This window comes from Streptomyces sp. NPDC100445 (genome assembly GCF_044759735.1).
Classification (GTDB): Bacteria; Actinomycetota; Actinomycetes; order Streptomycetales; family Streptomycetaceae; genus Streptomyces.
On sequence record NZ_JBIVZV010000002.1, the window covers coordinates 57700 to 79386 of the forward strand.

Consider the following 21687-nt stretch of genomic DNA (forward strand, 5'->3'; position numbering starts at 1 on the left):
CGTCGACCGCGCCGGAGCCCAGGCTCGCGGCCCTCCGGCCCCGGCCCGGGTCACCGTCGCCCCCGCTCCGCCGCCCCGTGCCGTCGGAGTCGGCCCCGTTCACCCCCACCGGAGCCGCCCGCCTTGGCCCCCGTCCCCTTCACCGTCGGCCGCACCGGTCACGCCCCCGCCCCGGCCTCCCGCCCCGCCCCGGCCTCCCGCCCCGCCCCGGCCTCCCGCCCCGCCCCGGCCTCCCGCCCCGGCCTCCCGCCCCGCCCCGCCCCGCCCCGCCCCGCCCCGCCCCGCCCCGCCCCGCCCCGCCCCGAACTCCCCGTCTACCCCGGCAGATGAACGGGGAATGACCGCCCCCCGGCCGGGGGTGATCCGGTCCGTGGCCGTGGGTGGGGGCTCGTGATCCACGTACGGTGATCGGCGTCACGCGTTGCCACCGCGTTCACGCCCAGGTCATCCCCGCTGCCAACGATCCATGGTGAGCGGGGCGTTCGCGTCCTTGGCGCCCCGCGACCACTGCCGACGCGTTCGCACCCGGGGAGATCGCGCCATGTCGCGCACACGCTCTGTCGCAGCCTCCACCGCGGGGGTCAGCCGCCGTACCGTCCTCGCCGCCGCCGGAGCGGTCCCGCTCTCCGCGAGCGCCGGCCAGGCCCTCCACCCCATCACCACCACCGCCGGGGCGGGCGCGGGAGCGTCCGTCGCGCACTCCCGGCCCGCGGCCACCGCCCCGCTCGCCCCCTTCACCAAGGGCACCACCGTCGCCTCCGTCGCCGCCCCGCGCAACAGCTCCGGCTACCGCCGCCTCGGCGACGGACCCGGCTGGCAGCGGGTCGTGCGCTCCGAGCTGGCCGCGCCCGGATCCGGCCGCGCCGGCCGCCGCACGGCCCTCGCCGCGTTCGTGCAGTTCACCGACCTGCACCTGATGGACGTGCAGCACCCGCTGCGCCTGGAGTACCTGCGCTCCCACGACGTGCACGCCTGGCGCCCGCACGAGGCCCTCACCGTGCCCGGCGCGGTCTCGCTCGTGGAGCGGGTCAACGCGCTGCGGGGCGCGCCCGTGACCGGGTCCCCGCTGCACTTCGTGATGACCACCGGCGACAACACCGACAACAACGCGCACACCGAACTCGAATGGTTCATGAAGGTGATGAGCGGCGGCCGCATCACCCCCAACTCCGGTGACCCGAAGCACTACGAGGGCGTGCAGAACAGCGGCCTCCCGCTGTACTGGCAGCCCGGGTCCACGGCCCGCGACCACGACAAGGCGCTCGGCTTCCCCCACCTGAAGGGGTTCCTGGCCGCCGCGGTCCGCGAGGTCCGCAGCCCCGGCCTGAACCTGCCCTGGTACTCGACCGCCGGCAACCACGACGCCCTCCCGCTCGGCTGCTACGGCTCCCACGGCGACCCGTACCTCACCGAGGCGGCCATCGGCGGCCGGAAGCTGATGAGCGTCACCGCCGCCGACGCGCAGAAGCTCCAGGACGCCATCAAGCACGCCAAGGACCCCCGGGGCACCGGCTACCGGGACTTCCTCAAGGCCCACGCCCGCGCCATGCGCCCGGTCACCCCGGACGAGAAGCGGGCCCCGTACACCCAGGCGGACTACCTCAAGGCCCACCTCGACCCCGCCCACCAGGGCGCCGGACCGGTCGGGCACGGGTACTCCTCGGCCAATCTGGACGCGGGCACCCAGTACTACGCCTTCCGCGTCTCCGAGGACGTCATCGGCATCAGCCTGGACACCACCGACGCCGGCGGCCACTACGAGGGTTCGATCGGCACCGCGCAGCTGAAGTGGCTCGACAGGACGCTGACGGAGCACAAGGACGCGTACGCCGTCGTCTTCAGCCACCACACCAGCGCGACGATGACCAACACCCGCCCCGACCCGGCCCGTCCGGGCGAGAAGCGGCACGGCGGCGCCGAGGTGCTCTCCGTGCTGTCCGCCCACGCCAACGTGGTGGCCTGGGTGAACGGTCACATCCACAAGAACGTCGTCACCCCGCACCGGGCCTCCGGCGGCCGGTCCTTCTGGGAGGTGTCCACCGCGTCGCACGTCGACTTCCCCCAGCTCGCCCGGGTCATCGAGCTGACCGACAACAAGGACGGCACGATCTCCCTGTTCACCACCCTGATCGAGGCCGCCGCCCCGCACCGCACCGACTACGCCGACCTCTCCCAGACCGGTCTCGCCGCGCTCTACCGCGAGCTGTCCTACAACGCCCCCGGCGCCAACAAGGCCCTCGCGGGCGGCGCCGCCGACCGGAACACGGAGCTGCTGCTCAAAAAGGGCTGAGACCCGCTCAACCGTCCCCGCCCCGCGCAACCTCAGGCCCCCCGACCCGGTTCACGCCGGTGACCACACCGGATCCGTATCCTGGGGGAAGACATGCGCGTACGGACGACTCTGGCGGGCGCGGCCGCCCTGCTCCTCTCCACGGCCCTCGCGGCCCCGGCCCTGGCGGCACCCGCACCCGTCCGCTCGGGCGGACACGGGCCCGGCCGCACCGCGACCCGGGAGGCCGTCGAGGCGGTCGTCCGCGAAGGTGTGCCCGGCGTGACCGCCACCGTCGAGGACGCCCGCGGCACCTGGTCGGCGACCGCCGGCGTGGGTGACACCCGTACCGGACGGCCGCGTTCGGCCGCCGACCGCTACCGCGTCGGCAGCATCACCAAGACCTTCGTCGCCACCGTCCTGCTCCAGCTGGAGGCGGAGGGCAGACTGTCGCTGGACGACACGGTGGACCGATGGCTGCCGGGCGTCGTCCGCGGCCACGGCCACGACGGCCGCGCGATCACCGTCCGGCAGCTGCTCAACCACACCAGCGGCATCAGCAACTACACCGAGGACGAGGACTTCGCCCGCACCTACTTCCTCGCGGACGGCTTCCTGCGGCACCGCTACGACACCCTCGCCCCGCGCGACCTGGTGGCCATCGCGATGCGGCACACCCCGTACTTCGCGCCGGGCACGTCCTGGCACTACTCCAACACCAACTACGTCCTGGCCGGCATGGTCATCGAGAAGGTGACGGGCCACCCCTACGCCACGGAGATCCGCCGCCGCGTCATCGAGCCCCTGCACCTGACCGGCACCTCCGTCCCCGGTACGCGGGTCACCGTGCCCCGGCCGAGCGGCCGGGCCTACGGCAAACTCGCCGAGACGGCGACGGGCCCGGTGTACGACGTCACGGAGCTCAACCCCTCCCTCGCCTCCTCCGCCGGCGAGATGATCTCCGACTCCGCCGACCTGGACCGCTTCTACGGCGCCCTGCTGCGCGGCGACCTCCTGCCACCGCGGCAGCTGGCGGAGATGAAGACCACCGTGAAGAGCGGCGAGACGCCCCGCGCCGGTTACGGCCTCGGCCTCCAGAAGACCGTGCTGGACTGCGGGGTGCAGGTCTGGGGCCATGACGGCGGCATCCCCGGCTCCCTGTCCGCCGCCGTGACGACCGAGGACGGCCGGCACTCCCTGGCGCTGAACCTGAACGCGGACTGGACCGGCGACCCGGACGCGGTGGTGCGGGCGGAGTTCTGCTGACCACCGCCCGGACCCCCTGATCGAACCCTGACGGACCCCCGGCCGCCCCCGGGCCGGGGGTCACCGGGGCAGCACCACGACGTACGCGGCCGGATCGCGGTCGCCCGACGCCATCAGCGCCGTCCGCACCACCGCCGCCTGCTGTTCCGGGCAGTCCCGGAGCTTCTTCGGCGTGGTGTGCACGACCGTGATCCCCAGCCGCTCCAGGTGCTCGCGCTTGCGGGCGTACTCCGACCACAGCCCGTCCTCGTCGTCCGGGCCGCCCTGCCGGGGGGCGCGGGTGTCCAGTTCGACGGCGACCGCCTGGTCCGGCCAGTAGGCGTCCAGGCCGCCCAGGTGCGGTCCGCCCGGCAGACGCAGGTCGACGTTCCACACCGGGTCGGGCAGCCCGTGGTCGCGGACCATCCGGTACAGCCGGTCCTCGGCGGCCGAACGGCACTCGGCCACCAGCGAGTCCACCGCGGCCACCACGTGCGCCCGCCCCAGCAGTCGCGCCCGGGTCAGCTCCGCCACCACCGCGGCCGGTGCGCAGTGCCCCCCGCGCACCGCCTCGGTCAGCAGCCGCCGCACGGTCTCCGCGTCCGACAGTTCCGCCACCGCGTCCGCCAGGGCCCGCGGCACCGGCGCCACCGGCAGGCCCGACACGACCTGCGGCACGGGCAGGGCGGCGGTGCGCAGCACGCGGACGTAGCCCGTGGAACGCAGCCGGCGCAGTCGTGGGACCAGGACGTCCACCCCGCCCGGGGCGGGCGCCGCCGGGGTGGGGGAGAAGCCGTGCAGGGCGAGCGCCGCCAGGCCGGTGAGTACCGCCTCCGCGTACCGGGGCAGGTGCGGGGACCCGGCGGTGGGCTGGGCGGGGACGCCCGGCGCCGTCGCGCGGGCCGCGTACAGCAGGGCCCCGTGCAGCCGTTCCTCGTCGGTCGGCGGGCCGGTGTGCAACAGGACGACGTTCGGCAGCAGTTCCCGCCAGGGGCCGCCGGGGCGGCACCGCTCGGCCTGCTCGGCCGGCGTCACACCGTGGGCGCGCAGCTGATTGGCCGTCAGGACGCGGCGGTGGACGTCGGCGAGGTGGCTGAGCGGGCGGGGGGAGAGGGGGGCTTCGTGCGTCATGGCGGGGGGATTCCCGCGCCGGGTCCCTCCGCTAACCGCTGTTGCACAGCCGTCGAGAAATGCGGACATGACGGGACTAAAGGTCAAGTGTTCGGGTGCCGAGTAGGGACGGGAAACCCCTGGTCCGATCAGGTGCGGACCAGGGGTCACGGGGATGATCGACCGAATTTCGTAACGGTCACCCACGGGGCAGGCTCAGGCCACGGCTTCCCGGTCGACGGCCGCCGCGTCGCACTCCTGTGCCCGCAGCGCGCGCGCCAGGTCGTCCCGCGCCTCCAGCACCAGCCGGCGCAGCGCCGGTGCCGCGTCCGCGTGCGCCCGCAGCCACGCGTCCGTCGCCTCCAGCGTCTCCGGGCGGTCCTGGTAGGACGGGAACAGGCCCCGCACCACGTCCATGCCGATCTGGATCGACCGCTCCCGCCACACCCGCTCGATCGCCGCGAAGTACAGCTGCGCGTACGGCGCGGTCAGCTCCCGCTGCGACGGTCGGGCGAACCCCGCGATCATCGCCTCCACGTGCGCGTTCGACAGCGCCTCGGACTCCACCACCTGCGCCCACGCCTGCGCCTTGACCGCCGCGGAGGGGCGGGCGGCCAGGCAGCGCACCTGGTGCCGCTTGCCCGACGCCGTGTCGTCCCGGGCCAGTTCGGCCGCCAGCTCCCGCTCACCGGCCACCCCGTGCGCCGCCAGCGGCTCCAGGAACGCCCAGCGCAGCTCCTGGTCGACGACCAGGCCGTCGATCCCGGTGGTGCCGTCCAGCAGGTCGCGCAGCAGGCCGAGGTCGCCCTCGGAGTTCGCCACGGCCGCGAAGAACCGCGCCCACGCCAGCTGCTGCTCACTGCCCGGCCCGGCCGCCCGCAGCTCCCGCAGCGCGCCCTCCGCCAGCAGCCGGCCGCCGGTCTCCCGCCAGCGCGGCGCCGCGTAGTGCACCAGCGCGGTGTCGGCCCAGGCGTGCAGCATCTGGAGCACGCCGATGTCGGACTCGCGGCCCGCGAACCGCAGCACCAGCGCGATGAACTCCCGGGCCGGCAGCAGCCCGTCCCGGGTCAGGTTCCACAGCGCCGACCAGCACAGGGCACGGGCCAGCGGGTCGGTGAGCGCGCCCAGCCGGTCGCGCAGGGTGGCCAGCGACGTCTCGTCGAACCGGATCTTGCAGTAGGTGAGGTCGTCGTCGTTGACCAGCACCAGGTCGGGCGCCTGCTCGCCCGCCAGCTCCGCCACGACCGTCCGCGGGCCCTCCACGTCCGTCTCCACCCGCGCGTACCGCTCCAGCGCGCCCTCGGGCGTGCTCCGGTACAGGCCCACCGCGACCCGGTGCGGCCGCAGCTCGGGATGCGACTCGGCCGCCTCCTGCACCACCGCCAGCTCGGCGATCCGGCCGCCCTCGGTGTCCAGCAGCACCTGCGGGGTCAGCGCGTTCACGCCGGCCGTCTGGAGCCAGGACCGTGCCCAGCCCGACATGTCGCGGCCGCTCGTCTCGGCCAGCACCGACAGCAGGTCGCCCAGGCGCGTGTTGCCGTAGGCGTTGCGCTTGAAGTAGCGGCGGGCGCCCTCCAGGAACGCGTCCTGCCCGACGTACGCCACCAGCTGCTTGAGCACCGAGGCGCCCTTGGCGTAGGTGATGCCGTCGAAGTTCAGCTTGGCGTCCTGGAGGTCCCGGATGTCGGCGGTCACCGGGTGCGTGGACGGCAGCTGGTCCGCGCGGTAGGCCCAGGCCTTGCGGCGGTTGGCGAAGGTGACCCAGGCGTCCTGGAAGCGGGTCGCGCCCACGTTGGCGAAGGTGCCCATGAAGTCGGCGAAGGACTCCTTCAGCCACAGGTCGTCCCACCACACCATGGTGACCAGGTCGCCGAACCACATGTGCGCCATCTCGTGCAGGATGACGTTGGCCCGCGCCTCGTACGACGCCCGCGTCACCTTCCCGCGGAAGATGTACTCCTCCCGGAAGGTCACCAGGCCCGGGTTCTCCATCGCGCCGAGGTTGTACTCGGGCACGAACGCCTGGTCGTACTTGCCGAACGGGTACGGGAAGTCGAAGTGGTCGTGGAAGAAGTCCAGGCCCTGCTTGGTCACCAGGAAGACGTCGTCCGCGTCGAAGTGCGGCGCCAGGCCCTTGCGGCACATCGCGCCGAGCGGGATCTCCAGCTCGGTGCCGTCCTCGAAGGTGCGGGTGTAGGAGTCCGTCACGTAGTGGTACGGGCCCGCCACCACGCACGTGATGTACGTCGAGATCGGCTTGGTCTCCGCGAACCGCCACACCCCGTCGGTGAGTTCACCGGCGCCGTTGCTCCACACCGTCCAGCCCTCGGGCGCCCGCACCTCGAAGCGGTACGGCGCCTTCAGGTCCGGCTGCTCGAAGTTGGCGAACACCCGGCGGGCGTCGGCCGGCTCGTACTGCGTGTACAGGTAGACCTCGCCGTCCTCCGGGTCGACGAAGCGGTGCAGGCCCTCACCGGTGCGCGAGTAGGCGCAGCGGGCGTCCACCACCAGCTCGTTCTCCGCGGCCAGGTCCTCCAGCACGATCCGGGAGCCGTCGAAGACCTCGCCCGGGTCCAGGTCCCGGCCGTTGAGCGACACCGACGTCACCTCCGGCGCGATCAGGTCGGCGAAACCGGAGGCACCGGGTTCGGCGCAGCGGAAGCGGACGGTGGTCACCGAACGGAACGTGCGCGGCTCGCCGCCGCCGTCACCGACGGCGGACCGGATGTCGAGGAACACGTCGTACCCGTCGACGGACAGCAGGGCGGCCCGCTCCCGGGCCTCGTCGCGGGACAGATTCTCACCGGGCACGGACGGCACTCCCTTGTGATCGCGTGATGGTGGCGGAACAGGACCGATCCTGCCATGCGGTCCTGACGGCGGACAGCGGGGAATGCGACGGGCGATGCCCTCGTTGTCGTGGCAAACGACGTCTGCCCCGAGGAGACCGCCCGTGTCCGAGACCGCCGCCCCGTCCGGCAAGACCCCCGTCGACTTCTGGTTCGACCCCCTGTGCCCGTGGGCCTGGATGACCTCCCGGTGGGTGCTCGAGGTGGAGAAGGTCCGCGACATCGAGGTCCGCTGGCACATCATGAGCCTCGGTGTCCTCAACGAGTCCCGCCTCGACGAGCTGCCCGAGGAGTACCGCGAGCTGCTTCAGACGAAGGCGTGGCCGCCGGTGCGCGTGGTCACCGCGGCCTGGCAGAAGCACGGCGCCGACGTCCTCGGCCCGCTCTACACCGCGCTCGGCACCCGCATCCACAACAACGGCGAGGGCCCCACCCTGGAGGCGATCGCCGGCGCGCTCGCCGACGTCGGCCTGCCCGCCGACCTGATCGACTACGCCGGCCAGGACGACTTCGAGTTCGACGCCGAGCTGCGCGCCTCCCACAAGGAGGGCATCGACAAGGTCGGCCAGGACGTCGGCACCCCGGTCATCGCGGTCCCCGGCCCCGACGGCGAGCAGATCGCCTTCTTCGGCCCGGTCGTCACCCCCACCCCGCAGGGCGAGGAGGCGGCCCGCCTGTGGGACGGCACCCTCGCCGTGGCCTCCGTGCCCGGTTTCTACGAGATCAAGCGGACCCGCACCCAGGGCCCCGACTTCAGCAACCTCTGACCCGCCCGACGGGCCCGGCGCCGAGCCGGGCCCGTTCCCGCGCCCCGGCCAGCAGCTCCAGGTGCTCGGCGTACCCCCGCGCGTAGTACGCCGCCCGCTCCGGGTCCGGTTCGACCAGCCGGGTGGGCCGCGTCCACGCCCCGGTGTCCAGGGGCACGCCGTACCGGCCGGCCGCCGCCAGCACCGCGCCCCGCGCGCCGACCTCGCCCTCCACCACCCGCAGCGGCCGGCCCAGCACGTCGGCCAGCAGCCGCGTCCAGGCCGGGCTGCGGGTGCCGCCGCCGCACACCGCGAGCGTCCCGGTCAGGCCGGCCGCCGCCAGGCAGTGCCGGGCCGCGTAGCCGATGCCCTCGCAGGTGGCCCGGACCAGGTCGGCGGGGCGCGTCTCCAGCGACACCCCGAGCAGCATGGCGCGCAGCCCGGGCTCCACGAACGGCGCCCGCTCCCCGGAGGGCGCGAAGTACGGCAGCACGCGCACCCCGGCCGCGCCGGGCGGGCTCCCGGCGAGCAGGTCGTCCAGCTCCCGGTGGTGGGCACCCGTGGTGGCCAGCACCCAGTCCAGGGCCGCCGTACCGACCATCGCGGGCATCGCGCGCAGCCGGTGGCCCGGCCGGTCGGTGGAGATGTACAGGCCGGCCGGCTCGCCGCCCAGATCCAGCCCGGTGGTGACGACGAGGCTCGCCAGACAGGTGCCGACGATCAGCAGCCCGTCGCCGGGCGCGGTGACGCCCGCGCCGAGCGCGCACGCGGCCAGGTCGTACGGTCCGTTCGCCAGCGGGGTCCCGGCCGGCAGCCCCGCGCCGGCCGCCCCGCCGGTGGCGACCGGGTCGCCGATGTCCGGCAGCAGCCGCCGCCGGCCCGTGAGGCCGAGCAGCTCCAGCACTCCGTCGTCGTAGGTCCGGGTGCGCGGGTCCAGGAACGGCATCGACGCGTCGGACACGTCGGTCACCGCCCGTCCGGCGCCGGTCAGCCGCTGGAACACCATGTCCTTGCAGTACACGGCCGCCGCCGCCCGGTCCAGGCAGGCCGGCTCGTGCCGGTCCAGCCAGGCCAGCAGCGGGCCGGGGCTGCCCGGGAACAGGGCGCCGCCGGTGCGCCGGAAGACGGCCGCCACGGTGCCGTCGGCCAGCCAGCGGTCGACCAGCCCGTGCGCCCGGCCGTCCATCCAGGAGATCGCCCTGCGCGCCGGCCGGCCCGCCGCGTCCACCAGCCACACCCCGTCGCCCTGCCCGGTCAGCCCGGCCAGCTCCACGGGCTCCGGTACCCGCGCGGTCAGCGCCTCCAGCACGGCGGTGACGGCCGCGTACACCTCGTCCGCGTCCTGCTCCACCGCCCCGCCGCGCAGGTCGAGGCCCACCGGGCGGGACTCCACGGCCAGCGTGCGGCCGGAACGGTCGAACGCCGCGGCCTTCACCAGGGACGTGCCCACATCGATCCCCACGAACATGACACCCTCACCCCTCATCCCTCGGGCGGTCCCCGCCGCCGGGTCCGTTCAGGTCAGGCAGTGCGCGAGCGGCTCCCCGCGCACCCAGCGGCCCACCTCGGCCGCCGCGATCCGCGCCGCCTTCTCGGCCACCGCCCGGCTCGCCCCGCCCAGGTGCGGGGTGAGCACCACCCGGTCGGCGAGCCGGCGCAGCCGCGACCCGGGCGGGAGCGGTTCGCGGGCGAAGGTGTCCAGGGCCGCCGCCGACAGCCGCCCCTCGTCCAGCGCGTCGCACAGCGCCTCCTCGTCCAGCAGCGGGCCCCGGGCCGCGTTGACCACCACCGCGCCCGGCGGCAGCAGCGCCAGCTCGCGGGCGCCGATCAGCCCGCGGGTCTCCTCGGTGAGCCGAGCGTGCAGGCTGATCACCGTCGAGCGGCGCAGCAGGTCGTCCAGGGACGTCGTCCGCAGCCCGTGCACCTCGCCGCGCACGTACGGGTCGTACACCATCACCCGCGCCCCGAACGCGCACAGCACCCGGGCGACCCGGCTGCCGACCGCGCCGTAGCCGACGAGTCCGACGGGCAGGTCCTCCAGCTCCATGCCGCTGTGCTCGTAGGTGTAGTACGTCGCGCCCGCCCAGCTTCCCTGGCGGGCCAGCAGGTCGTGGGCCTGCGGTACGCGGCGCAGGGCGGCGAGCAGCAGCCCCACGGTGAACTCGGCGGTGGCAGCGGCGTTGCGGCCGGGCGCGAAGCACACCCGCACCCCGTGCCGCCGGGCCGCGTCCAGGTTGACGTTCACCGGTCCGCCGCGGCAGACCACGACCAGCCGCAGCTCCGGGCGGGCCGCCAGGACCCGTTCGGTGACCGGTCCCATCTGGGTCACCAGGACCTGCGCGCCGGCGAGCGCGCCGATCAGCTCCTCCTCGGCGTCACTGGCCTCGCTCACCTCGGCGACCGGCCCGAACGGCTCCAGCGGCCAGCCGAGCGTCAGCTCCCGCGTCTCGCAGTCGGTCTCCTCCACCAGGGCGCGGGTGATCAGGGACGGCAGGACGAAGTGGTCGCCGGCGGCCACCACGCGTACAGCACCGGAGGTCATCGCAGGGAGTCTCCCGTCTCGGCGTCGAAGACATGGACGAGTCCGGCCGCCACCCGGACCCGCTCGTCGTGGGCGAGGCGCACCCCGGGGCCGGTGAGGACCACCAGGTGCCGTTCCACCCCGGCGAGGGCGAGGGTGGCGATGCCGGACTCCAGCAGGGGTTCGTGGGCCACGACCCGGGCGGGGACACCGTCGGCGCCGGTCAGGGCCAGGTCCTCGGGGCGGACGCCGATCACCACGGGCCGGCCCGCCGGCACCGGGACCGGCAGCGGTATCCGCACCCCGTCGGACAGCCGCGCGTGTCCGTCGGCGCCGGCGACGCCGGGCAGCAGGTTGATCGCCGGTTCGCCGACGAAGTCCGCCACGAAGGTGGTGGCGGGACGGTCGTAGATCTCGTACGGGGTGCCGACCTGCTGGACGACGCCGTCCCGCATGACCGCGATCCGGTCGGCCAGGGACAGCGCCTCCTCCTGGTCGTGGGTGACGAGGATCGTGGTGTGGCCCAGGTCCCGCTGGATGCGCTTGAGTTCGCGGCGGGTGGTGTCGCGCTGGGCGGCGTCCAGGTGGGACAGCGGCTCGTCCAGCAGGAGGACGTCCGGTTCCCGGATCAGCGCGCGGGCCAGGGACACCCGCTGCTTCTGCCCGCTGGACAGGCCGGCCGGGCGGGCGTCCAGGACGTCGGTGAGGCCGACCCGTTCGGCGATCCGGGCGACCCGGCGCCGCACGGCGGCCCGGTCGCTCCCGCGGCGCGCCCGCAGCCCGAAGGCCAGGTTCTCCGCGACGGTGAGCGGCGGGTACAGGGCGTAGTTCTCGAAGGCGACCCCGATGTTGCGCCGCCGCGCCGGCCGGTCCGTCACCGAGGCGCCGCCGACCAGGATGTCACCGCCGGTCACCGTCTCCAGGCCGGCGATCATCCGCAGCGTGGTGGACTTGCCGCAGCCCGACGGGCCCAGCAGGCCGAGGAGTTCCCCGGAGTCCAGGCGCAGGCCGATGCCCCGGACCGCCTCCACCGGGGGGCGGCCCCGCGGCCGGTAGGTCTTGCGCAGCTCACGCAGTTCCAGCGCGGTCATCGCCCTCCCTCGGGCCGGTGGGGCACACCTCGTAGCGCACGTCGTGCTCGGCCAGGTCGCGCAGTGCCTCGGGGGTGGCGCCGTCGTCCACCAGGAGCAGGTCGAAACGGGACAGCGGGGCGACCCGGTGCAGGGCGACCCGGCCCAGCTTGGTGTGGTCGGCGAGCAGCAGGGTGCGGGCCGCCGAGTCGAGCATGGCCCGCTTCACGGAGACGATGTGCTGCTCCTGGTGGTAGGCGTGGCCGCGGTGCACACCGGAGGTGGACACGAACCCGACGTCGACGCGCAACTGCCGCACCGCGTCCACGCAGGACACCCCGAGGAACGACGCGTGCAGCCGGTCGTAGTCGCCGCCGAGCGCCACCAGGTGGATGCCCCGCCGGCCGGCGAGCAGGTTGACGGCCTCCAGGAAGTTGGTGACGACCGTCAGCGGCGTGATCTCCCCGGACCGCAGCAGCCGGGCCAGCTCCAGGGTGGTGGTGGAGTCGTCGAGCAGGACCGCCATGCCGGGCTCGACGTGCCGCAGCGCGTGCCGGGCGAGCGCGGCCTTCTGCGCCCGCATCGTCTTCAGCCGGTACTGCACGTTCGACTCGAACACCCCGGAGGGCTGCGCGGTCACCCCGCCGCGGAACTTCCGTACGATGCCCTGCCGTTCGAGTTCGTCGAGGTCACGGTGGATGGTCATCAGACTCACCCCGAACCGTTCGGCCAGGTCGGCCGCGGACGCCGAACCCTCGGCGAGGACGTGTCCGGCCAGGGCGGCCTGCCGGGCCGCGGGTCCCCGCCGCGCACCGGTGCCGCTCATCCGCCCTCCAGTCGTCGTCCCGGGCACCCCGGCCGGTCGGCCTCGAACACCAGCAGGTCCGCCGGGCGGACGACGGCGCGGACCGGGTCGTCGGGACGCAGCCCGGCCGCCTCGCCCCGCGCCGCGACGAACGACAGGCCGAGGCCGCCGATCCGCACGGTCACCTCCACGGACCGGCCGAGCACCTCGGTGACGTACACGGTCCCGGCGATCGGGTGGCCGCCGCCGGTCAGCGACACGTCCCGGGGCCGCACCCCGACCAGCACCTCGGTGCCGGCCGCGACCCGCACCGGCAGCGGCAGGGTCAGCGCCCCGTCGGCCGACCGGAACTCCCCGGCCCCGGTGACCACTCCCGGCAGCAGATTGATCCGGGGCCGGCCGAAGGCCCGCGCGACCTCGGTGTCCCGCGGCCGGTACCAGATGTCCTCCCGGGTGCCGCTCTGCACGATCCGGCCGTCGCGGATGACCCCGATCCGGTCGCCCAGCGCCAGCGCCTCCACCGAGTCGTGGGTGACGTACAGGGTGGTGGTGCGCCGCACGGCGCCGAGCGCCTTCAGCTCCGCCCGCATCCGCTGACGCAGCTTGGCGTCCAGGTGGGACAGCGGCTCGTCCAGCAGGAACGCGCGGGCCGGGCGGACCAGCACCCGGCCGAGCGCGACCCGCTGCCGCTGCCCGTTGGACAGCTGTCCGGGCGAACGGTCCAGCAGGCCGCTGATGCCGAGCAGTTCGGCGACGGCACCGACCCGGTCGCGGGCCTCGGCGGCCGGCAGCCGGTGGCGCGGGGAGCGCAGCGGCGAGACCAGGTTGTCGTACACGGACCGGTGCGGGTACAGGGCGTAGCTCTCGAAGCACATGGCCACGCCCCGGTCGTACGGCTCCACGTCCCGCATGTCCCGGCCACCGATCTCGACCGTGCCGGCGTCCGGCCGCTCCAGCCCGGCCACCGTCTTCAGGGTGGTCGTCTTACCGGCCCCCGACGGCCCGAGCAGGCAGAAGAACTCGCCCTCCCGCACGTCGAGACCGAGACCGTCCAGGGCGGTGGTCCGGCCGTAGGTCTTGCGTACGCCGCGCAGCGTGATGCTCACGACTTCACCGCCCCGAAGGACAGCCCGCGCACCAGGTAGCGCTGGATGGTCAGCGCCAGCAGCAGCGGCGGGACGACGGAGACGAGGGCGGCGGCGGCCGTGAGGTTGTAGCGGGGGCGGTCGCCGCCGAGGAAGGACAGCGCGCCCACGGTCACCGTCTGCGCCTCGTGCGAGGTGAGGATCAGCGGGAAGACGAAGTTGTTCCAGGCGAAGATGAACGCCAGCAGCGACACCGCGGCGACGCCCGGCCTGACCAGCGGCAGCGCGACCCGCAGGAACGCCTGGCGGCGCGTGTACCCGTCCAGCAGGGCCGCCTGCTCCAGCTCCGGGGTCAGGTCGGCGAAGTACGACCGCATGATCCACACCACCAGCGGCAGCGTGACCAGCTGGAGCACCCACACCATGCCGACGTACGTGTCGAACAGCCCCAGCTTCTGGTACAGCACGAACAGGGGAATGATGACGGTGAGCTCGGGGGCGAAGCGGAACGACAGCAGCGTGAACATCAGGTGCTCCGAGCCCCTGAACCGCCAGCGCGCCGAGGCGTAGGCGGCCGGCAGCCCGACCACCAGCGACAGCGCGACCGCGCCCACCGACACCACCAGGCTGTTGACGAAGAACCGGGTGAAGGGGATGCCCTCGCTGTCGCCCAGCACCGTCCGGTACGACTCCAGGGTGGGCGTGAAGGAGAAGTAGGTGCTGAACAACTGGTCGGCCGGTTTCAGGGACAGCACCACCATCCAGGCGACCGGGAACAGCGCGAAGACGAAGTAGAGGATGAGGGCGGCGTCCGCGAGCCACCCCGGCAGGCGTCTTCTCACACCGGCACCTCCGCCGCCCCGCGCTGGATCCGCCCGAGCCGCCGCACCAGCACCGTCGCCGCCAGGTACACCACCGCCCACAGCACGATCGTGTAGCTGATGCCGAACGAGTACCGCTGGAACCGGATCGCCTCCAGGTAGGCCCGGATCTGGAGCACCATGGTGGAGTCCCCGGGGCCGCCCTCGGTGAGGGCGTAGATGATGTCGAAGACCTTCAGCGAGTCCATGAACCTGAAGATCACCGCGACCAGCACGTACGGCCACAGCATCGGCAGGGTCAGCCGCCGCAGGGTGTACCACCACCCGGCCCCGTCCACCGCGGCCGCCTCGAACGGGGAACCGGGCAGCGACCGCAGCCCCGCCAGCGCCAGGACCGCCACGAACGGGGTGTACACCCACACGTCCACGGCGATCGACGACAGCAGCGCCCCCGCCGGCGTGTCCGTCCACTGCACCCCGCCCAGGCCGAACGGCCGCAGCAGGTGGTTGACCACCCCCACGGACGGCTGGAGCATCAGCTTCCAGATGATCGCCGCGATCACCGGCGCGATCATCAGCGGCAGGATCAGGATCTTCTCCAGGACCCGGCCCACCGGCGAGGAGCGGTGCAGCAGCAGGGCGACACCCACTCCGAGCACCGTCTCCGCGCCGGCCGCGCCGACCGCGTACAGCACGGTCACCCAGGCCGAGTTCCAGAAGGCGTCCTGAGTGAGGAGCGTCCCGTAGTTGTGCAGCCGCACCAGGTCCGGCCGCGGTTTCGCCGCCGAGAAGTCGAACAGGGTGTAGTACAGGCCGAGCCCGAACGGGTACAGGATGCCGCAGGTCAGCAGCAGCGCCGGCAGGAGCAGCAGGTAAGGCCGCAGCGCGGTGCGCCGCCGCATCAGCCGGCCTTCGCCTTCAGGTCGCCGGCCAGCCCGTCCAGCGCGGACCGGGCGCCCTTCCCGCCGTAGATCTCCTGGAGGGCCGCCGCCCAGCTGGTGGTCGTGTCGAAGAACTGCGCCTGCGGGGTGAACTGGATGCGGGTCCGGTCGGCGACCGTCTCGAAGGTGTCCAGGAAGCCGGGCAGGTGCCGCATCCGGTCCTTGTAGGCGCCGTCCTGGCTGACCGACCTGCGCACCGGGTCGATGTGGTGGCCGGTCAGGGCGGCCCGGCGCAGGTGTTCCCGGCCCGTGGCCCACTGGAGGAACAGCCAGGCGGCGCTCTTGCGCCGGCTCCGGGCGTTCATGCCGAGCGACCACACCCACATGTTGGTGGCGAGCGAGCCGTCCGGCCCCTTCGGCCCCGGGTGGAAGGCGATCTTCCCGGAGGCGGGGCTCGCCCCCCGCACGGCCTGGAAGTAGGCGGCCGTGTCGGCGTCGAACAGCATCCCGGCCTTCTGCGCCCCGAGGTCGCTGGAGCACTGGTACCAGGTGTACGACGTCCAGGACGGCGGCCCGCCCCGGCGCACCATGTCCGCCCAGTCCGCCGTGAAGGCCACGGCCCGGTCGGAGTTCATGGCGGGCGTGAGCCTGCCGCCCTCGACGGTGAAGTCGCGCAGGCCGTGGCGGGCGTACATGGTCATGAACCCGGGGTGGATGGTGGCCCAGCTCCGCGACCCGCGCACCGCGATGCCGTACATCCCGTCGTACCCGGCGCCGGGCGCCTTCCGCTTGATCACCGCGGCCAGTTCGCGCAGTTCCTCGAAGGTCTCGGCCGGTCTGAGTCCCAGCGCGCGGAAGACCCCGGTGTGGTAGGCGACCACGTTGGTCTCCCACCCCCACGGCAGCGCGTACTGGCCGCCCCGGCCGAGCGGCTCGCCCGCCCGCAGCGACCACCGGCCGGACCGCAGGAGCTGGGGGAAGAAGTCGGACTCGTCCCATGCGGCGTCGGTCGCCGAGGAGTTGCGCATCCACGGGCCCAGGTCCTCCAGCCAGCCCGGCGGCCCGTACTGCCACACCATGTAGGCGCCGAGCATGAACACGTCGTAGGAGGCGCGCCCGCTGGACAGGTCGACGGTGAGCTTGTCGAAGTAGTTGTCCTCGGGGAAGACGTCGTACGTCACCTCGACGCCGGTCTTCTCGGTGAACGACCTCAGGTCGGCGATCAGGGCGTCCGTGTAGGGGTGCTTGTTCAGCAGCGCCCGGACGGTGGTGCCCTTCTCCCGTCTCCAGTCGAACGGCCCGGTGACGTCGTCCGCGGCCGAACCGCCGCCCTCGTCCCGCTCGCCGTCGCCGAACCCGGTGCCGCAGGCGGCGAGCAGCGGGGCCGCGGCGAGGGTGCCGGTCAGCGCGAGGAAACGTCGGCGGTCGTGCACGTGCCTGTCCATCCGGGACCTCCGTCGGTGGGGGCGGTGGGGTCGGGCGGTCAACCGTGCGAGTCGGCTCGACAACAGAGCGTGTAACGGGGACGGAAGGTCGTCAATCCCTTGCGCACGGTGAGAACAGGGGGAAATCTCGAAGGAGCGTGGGAAGTTCACACGGCCGGTCGCTAAGTGCGGGAGGCGGGCATGGCGTTGGCGTGGCTCGGGATCGACCTCGGTACCCAGGGCGTACGGGCCCTGCTCGTGACCGCCGACGGCCGGGTGCTCGGCGGCGGTTCCGCGCCGCTCGTGCGGGGCCGCCGCGAGGGGACACGGCACGAACAGGACCCCGGGGAGTGGTGGGAGGCGGTCGCCACGGCCGCGCGAGCCGCGTTCGACGGGGTACGGACGCCGGTGGCCGGGGTCGCGGTGTGCGGCACGTCCGGGACCGTGCTGCTCACCGACGACGCGGGCCGCCCGCTGGGACCCGCGCTGATGTACGACGACCGGCGGGCCGCGGCCGAGGGCGCCCGGCTGCGGTCGGCCGGACTCGCCGTCCAGGACACCTGGGCGCTGCCCAAGGCCCGCTGGCTGGCCGCCCGGCACGGTCCCGGCCGGGTCGCGCACCAGCCGGACGTGATCACGGCCCGGCTGGTCGGCCACCCGGTGCCCAGCGACTCCAGCCACACCCTGAAGACCGCGTACGACCTGCGGCGCGGCGCCTGGCCGGACCTCACCGGCCTGCCCCCGGGCACCCTCCCGCCCGTGGTGCCCCCCGGCACCCGGCTCGGCGAGGTCGGCCCGGCCGCCGCCGACGCCACCGGCATCCCCGCCGGCACGCCCGTCATCGCCGGCATGACCGACGGCTGCGCCGCCCAGATCGCCGCCGGCGCGCTGCGCCCCGGCGCCTGGAACTCGGTGCTGGGCACGACCCTCGTCCTCAAGGGCGCCGCGGCGGAACCCGTCTCCGACCCGGCCGGCGTCGTCTACAACCACCGCGGCCCCGACGGCACCTGGCTGCCCGGCGGCGCCTCCAGCGTCGGCGCGGGCGTCCTCACCGCCCGCTTCCCGGCCGCCGACCCCGCCGCGCTGGACGCCCGCGCCGCCGCGTTCGAGCCCTCGGGTGCCGTCGCCTACCCCCTCGTCTCGCCCGGCGAACGCTTCCCCTTCGACGCCCCGCACGCCACGTCGCTGCTCCTCGGCGACCCGGAGTCGGACGCCGACCTGTGGGCGGCCCTCCTCCAGGGCGTCGCCTTCACCGAACGCCTCTGCCTGGACCACCTGGACCACCTGGGCGCCCCCCTGGACGGCACCCTCACCCTCACCGGCGGCGGCGCCCGCAGCGCCTACTGGACCCAGTTGCGCGCCGACGTCCTGGGCCGGCCGGTACGGGTACCGGCCCGCACCGAACCCGCGCTCGGCATGGCGGCGCTGGCCGCGTACGGCACGGGAGCGGCGCCGACCCTCGCCGAGGCGGCGGAACGCATGGTGCGACCGGGCACCACGGTCGAACCACGCCCCGACCGCACCGACCGCTTCACCGAGCCCTACGCCCGGCTGGTCACCGAACTGGAGACCCGAGGCTGGCTGCCCCACCCCCTGGCCACCCACGCGAGGTCCCGCCTATGACACCGGCCCACCGGAACGACCGCGACACCGGAACGGCGGATGACCCGGGGTCCGCAGAGCGGCCCGCCGGGTTCAGCCGACCGGCCGGGCGGGGGAGCCGGCGGGCAGGGCGGGGGAGCCGGCGGCCGGGCCGCGGAGCAGCCGGCCGGGCGGGTCGGGGGAGCCGGCGGGCGGGGCGGTGGGGTGGTGGGTGTGGCCGGGATACTGGTCGGCATGACGCCCACCACGCTCCTGCTCTGCCGGCACGGCGAGACCGTCTGGCACGCCGAGAACCGGTACGCCGGGGTCAGTGACGTGGCCCTCACCGGCACCGGCCGTGCCCAGGCCGAGGCGCTGGGGCGGTGGGCCGCCGCGCACCCGGTGGACGCGGTGTGGACCTCGCCGCTGTCCCGGGCGACCGCCACCGCCGACCCCGCCTGCCGGACGCTGGGTGTCACCCCGCACCGCGAACCGGACCTCGGGGAGTGCGACTTCGGGGTGGTGGAGGGCCGCACGCTCGCCGAGTTCGCGGCCGAGGACCCGCGGGCGGCGGAGGCGTTCCGCCGGGACCCGGTGGCGCACCCGTTCCCCGGCGCCGAGGACCCCCGCGCGGCCGCCGGTCGCGGCACCGCCGCCCTGCGCCGCGCCGCCGCCGCGCACCCCGGCGGCCGGGTCCTGGTCGTCGCCCACAACACCCTGCTGCGGCTCGTCCTGTGCTCCCTGCTGGGCATCCCCCTGGGGGAGTACCGCAGGGTCTTCCCGCGGTTGCGCAACGCCGCCGTGTCCGAGATCCACGTCGACGGCGACCGCACCGCGCTGCTCTCGCTGAACGTGCCCTGCGCCTGACCCGCGCGACGGCTCAGCGCCGGGCGCGCACCCGCTGCCGCGCGTAACCGGCCGCCGCCAGGACCAGCGTCATCGCGCCCGTGGAGTACAGCTGCACCCGGGTGTCCGGCTCCCGCGCCATCAGCACGAAGATCGCGGCCATGCCGGCCAGCGCGGCCCAGGTCAGCCACGGGAACGCCCACATGCGCACGACCAGCCGATCCGGCGCCTCGCGCTCGATCCGGCGGCGCAGCAGCAGCTGGGAGACCGCGATGAAGATCCAGACGACGAGGATGACCGCGCCGATCATGTTCAGCAACCAGCGGAAGATGTCGTCCGGGCGCCAGTAGTTGAGCATCACGCAGACGAAACCGAGGACGCAGGAGGTGAGCACCGCGATCCGCGGGACCCCGCCGGAGAGCTTCGCCAGCGCCTTCGGTCCCTGGCCGCGCCCGACCAGCGAGTAGGCGATGCGCGAGGAGCCGTAGATGTTGGCGTTCATCGCGGACAGCAGCGCGACGAGGACGACGACGTTCATCAGCTGGCCGGCGCCGGGGATGCCCAGGTGGTCGAGGGTGGCGACGTACGGGCCCTTCTCCACGACCTCCTTGGAGTCCCACGGGACGAGGGTGACGACGACCGCCATGGAGCCGATGTAGAAGAGGGCGATGCGCCACATCGCCGTGCGCACGGCGGACGCCACGCCCCGCACCGGGTCCTCCGACTCCGCCGCCGCGATGGTGACCGTCTCCAGCCCGCCGTACGCGAACACCGAGGCGAGCAGGCCGACCAGCAGGCCCTCGTTGCCGTGGGGCAGGAAGTCGGACAGGTGCGAGGTGCCGGGGGAGTCCGTGCCCGGCAGCACGCCCGCGATGGCGAGCACGCCGAGGATCAGGAACAGGCTGATCGCGCCGACCTTCAGCGCGGCGAACCAGAACTCGAACTCGCCGAAGTTCTTCACGGCGGCCAGGTTCGCCCCGCAGAACACCACCATGAACAGCGCGACCCAGGCCCACTGCGGGGTGCCCGGCAGCCAGCCCTGCACGATGTGCGCGGCGCCGATGCCCTCCAGGCCGACGGCCGTGCACAGCAGCACCCAGAACGACCAGCCCGCGGCGAACCCGGCCCACGGGCCGATCGCCCGCTCGGCGTGGGCGGAGAAGGAGCCCGAGGACGGGTACGCGGCCGACATCTCGCCGAGCATCCGCATGACCAGCATCACCAGCAGGCCGGAGAGGGCGTAGGCGATCACGATGGACGGCCCGGCCGCGGCGATCCCCGCGCCGGAGCCGACGAACAGGCCGGCGCCGATGACCCCGCCGAGGGCGATCATCGACAGGTGACGCTGCTTGAGGCCGTGGGAGAGGGAACCGTCCGTTCGCTGGTCCGGCGGCGTCTTCGTAGGCGTGCTGCTGGGCATGGGCGCGGCTCTCCCTTGTAAAGGAAGGACAAAAACCCCGCCAGTCTGGGCGGCCCGTCCGCCGACGCGAAGGGCCTGCCCAGCATGCGGACAGTTACGCGACTCAGTGTGTCCGATCGATTACGCCGCCGCGGACGTGTAGTGGGAGGCGTCGCCCTCGATGGAGTAGCTCTCCTTGCCCTCGATGCCGACCGGGATGTCCCCGGCGACGGTCACCCGGTGCAGGCGGCGCGGCTGCCCGTCGTAGTTGTCGATGGCGTAGTGCTGGGTGATGCGGTTGTCGAACAGCACCAGCTGCCGCTCCGACCAGCGCCAGCGCAGCACGTTCTCCGGACGCGTGACGTAGGCCTGGAACAGGTCCAGGACCTTGCGGGACTCGCCGGCCGACAGGCCCACGATCCGCTGCGCGAACCCGCCGACGAACAGCCCGCGTTCCCCGGTCAGCGGGTGGACGCGGACCACCGGGTGGGCGGTGCGGTACCGGATGGAGGTGAACTGGGCGCGCTGGGCGGCCCGCTCCTCGTCGATCTCCTCCTCCGGCACCGCGTAGTCGTAGTCGTTGGTGTGCTCGGCCCACAGGGTGTCGGCGAAGCGGCGCAGCGGTTCGGGCAGGTCCCGGTAGGCGCCGGCCGCGTCGGCGATCAGGGTCTCGCCGCCGTACGGCGGGACGGTGATCGAGCGCAGGGTGCTGGCCTGCGGCGGGTTCAGCACGAACGTGACGTCGGTGTGCCAGTGGTTGGCCCGGCCCCGTTCGCTGTCCACGGGCAGCACGTTCGGGGCGCCGTCGACCGCGCCGACCGTCGGGTGGGCGCTCGTCAGGTCGCCGAAGTGGCGGGCGAAGGCCTGTTGGCCCGCGTCGTCCAGGTCCCCGGCGTCGAAGACCAGCGCCTTGTGGGTGTTGAGGGCCTCGCGGACGGCGGTGACCTGCTCCGCGGAGAGCGGCCGGGTGATGTCGAGGCCGGTGACCCGGGCGCCGATGCGCGCGGTGACCTTGGTGATCTCGAGGGACATGAC

Annotated in this window: 17 protein-coding genes; 5 read left to right on the forward strand and 12 right to left on the reverse strand. The window is 74.0% G+C overall.

The genetic code is table 11. The features are described from left to right. Positions 1-541: 541 nt before the first annotated feature. Positions 542-2290 carry a TIGR03767 family metallophosphoesterase gene (locus tag ACIQVT_RS05655; RefSeq protein ID WP_403748096.1) on the forward strand — a complete coding sequence of 583 codons (1749 nt, stop codon included), beginning with the start codon at positions 542-544 and terminating at the stop codon, positions 2288-2290. Between the two features lie 93 nt (positions 2291-2383). Beyond that, complete coding sequence (locus ACIQVT_RS05660) at positions 2384-3535, forward strand: serine hydrolase domain-containing protein (protein WP_403748098.1); 1152 nt, start codon at positions 2384-2386, stop codon at positions 3533-3535. 60 nt (positions 3536-3595) lie between these two features. Here the strand turns inward: ACIQVT_RS05660 and ACIQVT_RS05665 are convergent, their stop codons facing one another. Both ACIQVT_RS05665 and pepN read right to left on the reverse strand, forming a co-directional pair. Beyond that, positions 3596-4645, reverse strand: a complete 1050-nt coding sequence (locus ACIQVT_RS05665; RefSeq protein ID WP_403748102.1) for a hypothetical protein — start codon at positions 4643-4645, stop codon at positions 3596-3598. A gap of 195 nt (positions 4646-4840) precedes the next feature. Continuing rightward, positions 4841-7435 carry an aminopeptidase N gene (gene pepN / locus ACIQVT_RS05670; protein WP_403748104.1) on the reverse strand — a complete coding sequence of 865 codons (2595 nt, stop codon included), beginning with the start codon at positions 7433-7435 and terminating at the stop codon, positions 4841-4843. A 142-nt stretch (positions 7436-7577) separates the two neighbouring features. Here pepN and ACIQVT_RS05675 point away from each other — a divergent pair, with 142 nt between their 5' ends. Then, positions 7578-8240: a disulfide bond formation protein DsbA gene (locus ACIQVT_RS05675; protein WP_403748106.1), complete on the forward strand. Its 663-nt coding sequence runs from the start codon at positions 7578-7580 to the stop codon at positions 8238-8240. Here ACIQVT_RS05675 and ACIQVT_RS05680 read toward each other — a convergent pair. Genes ACIQVT_RS05680 through ACIQVT_RS05715 form a run of 8 tightly spaced genes read right to left on the reverse strand, consistent with a single transcriptional unit; the run spans position 8227 to position 16847 of the window. Next, positions 8227-9687: an FGGY family carbohydrate kinase gene (locus ACIQVT_RS05680; protein ID WP_403748109.1), complete on the reverse strand. Its 1461-nt coding sequence runs from the start codon at positions 9685-9687 to the stop codon at positions 8227-8229. The two genes, ACIQVT_RS05675 and ACIQVT_RS05680, sit on opposite strands and share 14 nt — an antisense overlap. 48 nt (positions 9688-9735) lie before the next feature. Continuing rightward, a complete protein-coding gene (locus tag ACIQVT_RS05685) occupies positions 9736-10761 on the reverse strand; it encodes a 2-hydroxyacid dehydrogenase (RefSeq protein WP_403748112.1) in 1026 nt (341 codons plus the stop codon). Next, a complete protein-coding gene (locus ACIQVT_RS05690) occupies positions 10758-11831 on the reverse strand; it encodes an ABC transporter ATP-binding protein (RefSeq protein ID WP_403748114.1) in 1074 nt (357 codons plus the stop codon). The genes ACIQVT_RS05685 and ACIQVT_RS05690 overlap by 4 nt, the downstream gene beginning before the upstream one ends. Next, positions 11809-12636: a DeoR/GlpR family DNA-binding transcription regulator gene (locus ACIQVT_RS05695; RefSeq protein ID WP_403748117.1), complete on the reverse strand. Its 828-nt coding sequence runs from the start codon at positions 12634-12636 to the stop codon at positions 11809-11811. Before ACIQVT_RS05695 ends, ACIQVT_RS05690 begins: the two co-directional genes overlap by 23 nt. Then, positions 12633-13721 (reverse strand): ABC transporter ATP-binding protein, encoded by a 1089-nt coding sequence (locus tag ACIQVT_RS05700; protein ID WP_403748120.1) that lies wholly within the window; start codon positions 13719-13721, stop codon positions 12633-12635. Before ACIQVT_RS05700 ends, ACIQVT_RS05695 begins: the two co-directional genes overlap by 4 nt. Continuing rightward, positions 13718-14542, reverse strand: a complete 825-nt coding sequence (locus tag ACIQVT_RS05705; RefSeq protein ID WP_403748123.1) for a carbohydrate ABC transporter permease — start codon at positions 14540-14542, stop codon at positions 13718-13720. The genes ACIQVT_RS05700 and ACIQVT_RS05705 overlap by 4 nt, the downstream gene beginning before the upstream one ends. After that, entirely contained in the window at positions 14539-15423 is an 885-nt protein-coding gene (locus ACIQVT_RS05710) for a carbohydrate ABC transporter permease (RefSeq protein ID WP_403748127.1), read from the reverse strand. Before ACIQVT_RS05710 ends, ACIQVT_RS05705 begins: the two co-directional genes overlap by 4 nt. Next, positions 15423-16847 carry an extracellular solute-binding protein gene (locus ACIQVT_RS05715; protein WP_403748130.1) on the reverse strand — a complete coding sequence of 475 codons (1425 nt, stop codon included), beginning with the start codon at positions 16845-16847 and terminating at the stop codon, positions 15423-15425. The genes ACIQVT_RS05710 and ACIQVT_RS05715 overlap by 1 nt, the downstream gene beginning before the upstream one ends. Before the next feature lie 180 nt (positions 16848-17027). On the opposite strand from ACIQVT_RS05715, the gene ACIQVT_RS05720 reads away from it, so the two are divergent. Both ACIQVT_RS05720 and ACIQVT_RS05725 read left to right on the forward strand, forming a co-directional pair. After that, on the forward strand, positions 17028-18449 hold the full coding sequence (locus ACIQVT_RS05720; protein ID WP_403748133.1) for an FGGY-family carbohydrate kinase: 1422 nt from the start codon (positions 17028-17030) through the stop codon (positions 18447-18449). Between the two features lie 213 nt (positions 18450-18662). After that, positions 18663-19274, forward strand: coding sequence for a histidine phosphatase family protein (locus ACIQVT_RS05725; protein ID WP_403748135.1), 612 nt, complete (start codon positions 18663-18665; stop codon positions 19272-19274). A 13-nt stretch (positions 19275-19287) separates the two neighbouring features. Here ACIQVT_RS05725 and ACIQVT_RS05730 read toward each other — a convergent pair whose 3' ends face one another. Then, entirely contained in the window at positions 19288-20673 is a 1386-nt protein-coding gene (locus ACIQVT_RS05730) for an amino acid permease (protein WP_403748139.1), read from the reverse strand. Positions 20674-20793: 120 nt separating this feature from the next. Next, positions 20794-21684, reverse strand: coding sequence for a TauD/TfdA dioxygenase family protein (locus ACIQVT_RS05735; protein WP_403748142.1), 891 nt, complete (start codon positions 21682-21684; stop codon positions 20794-20796). Positions 21685-21687 lie beyond the last annotated feature (3 nt).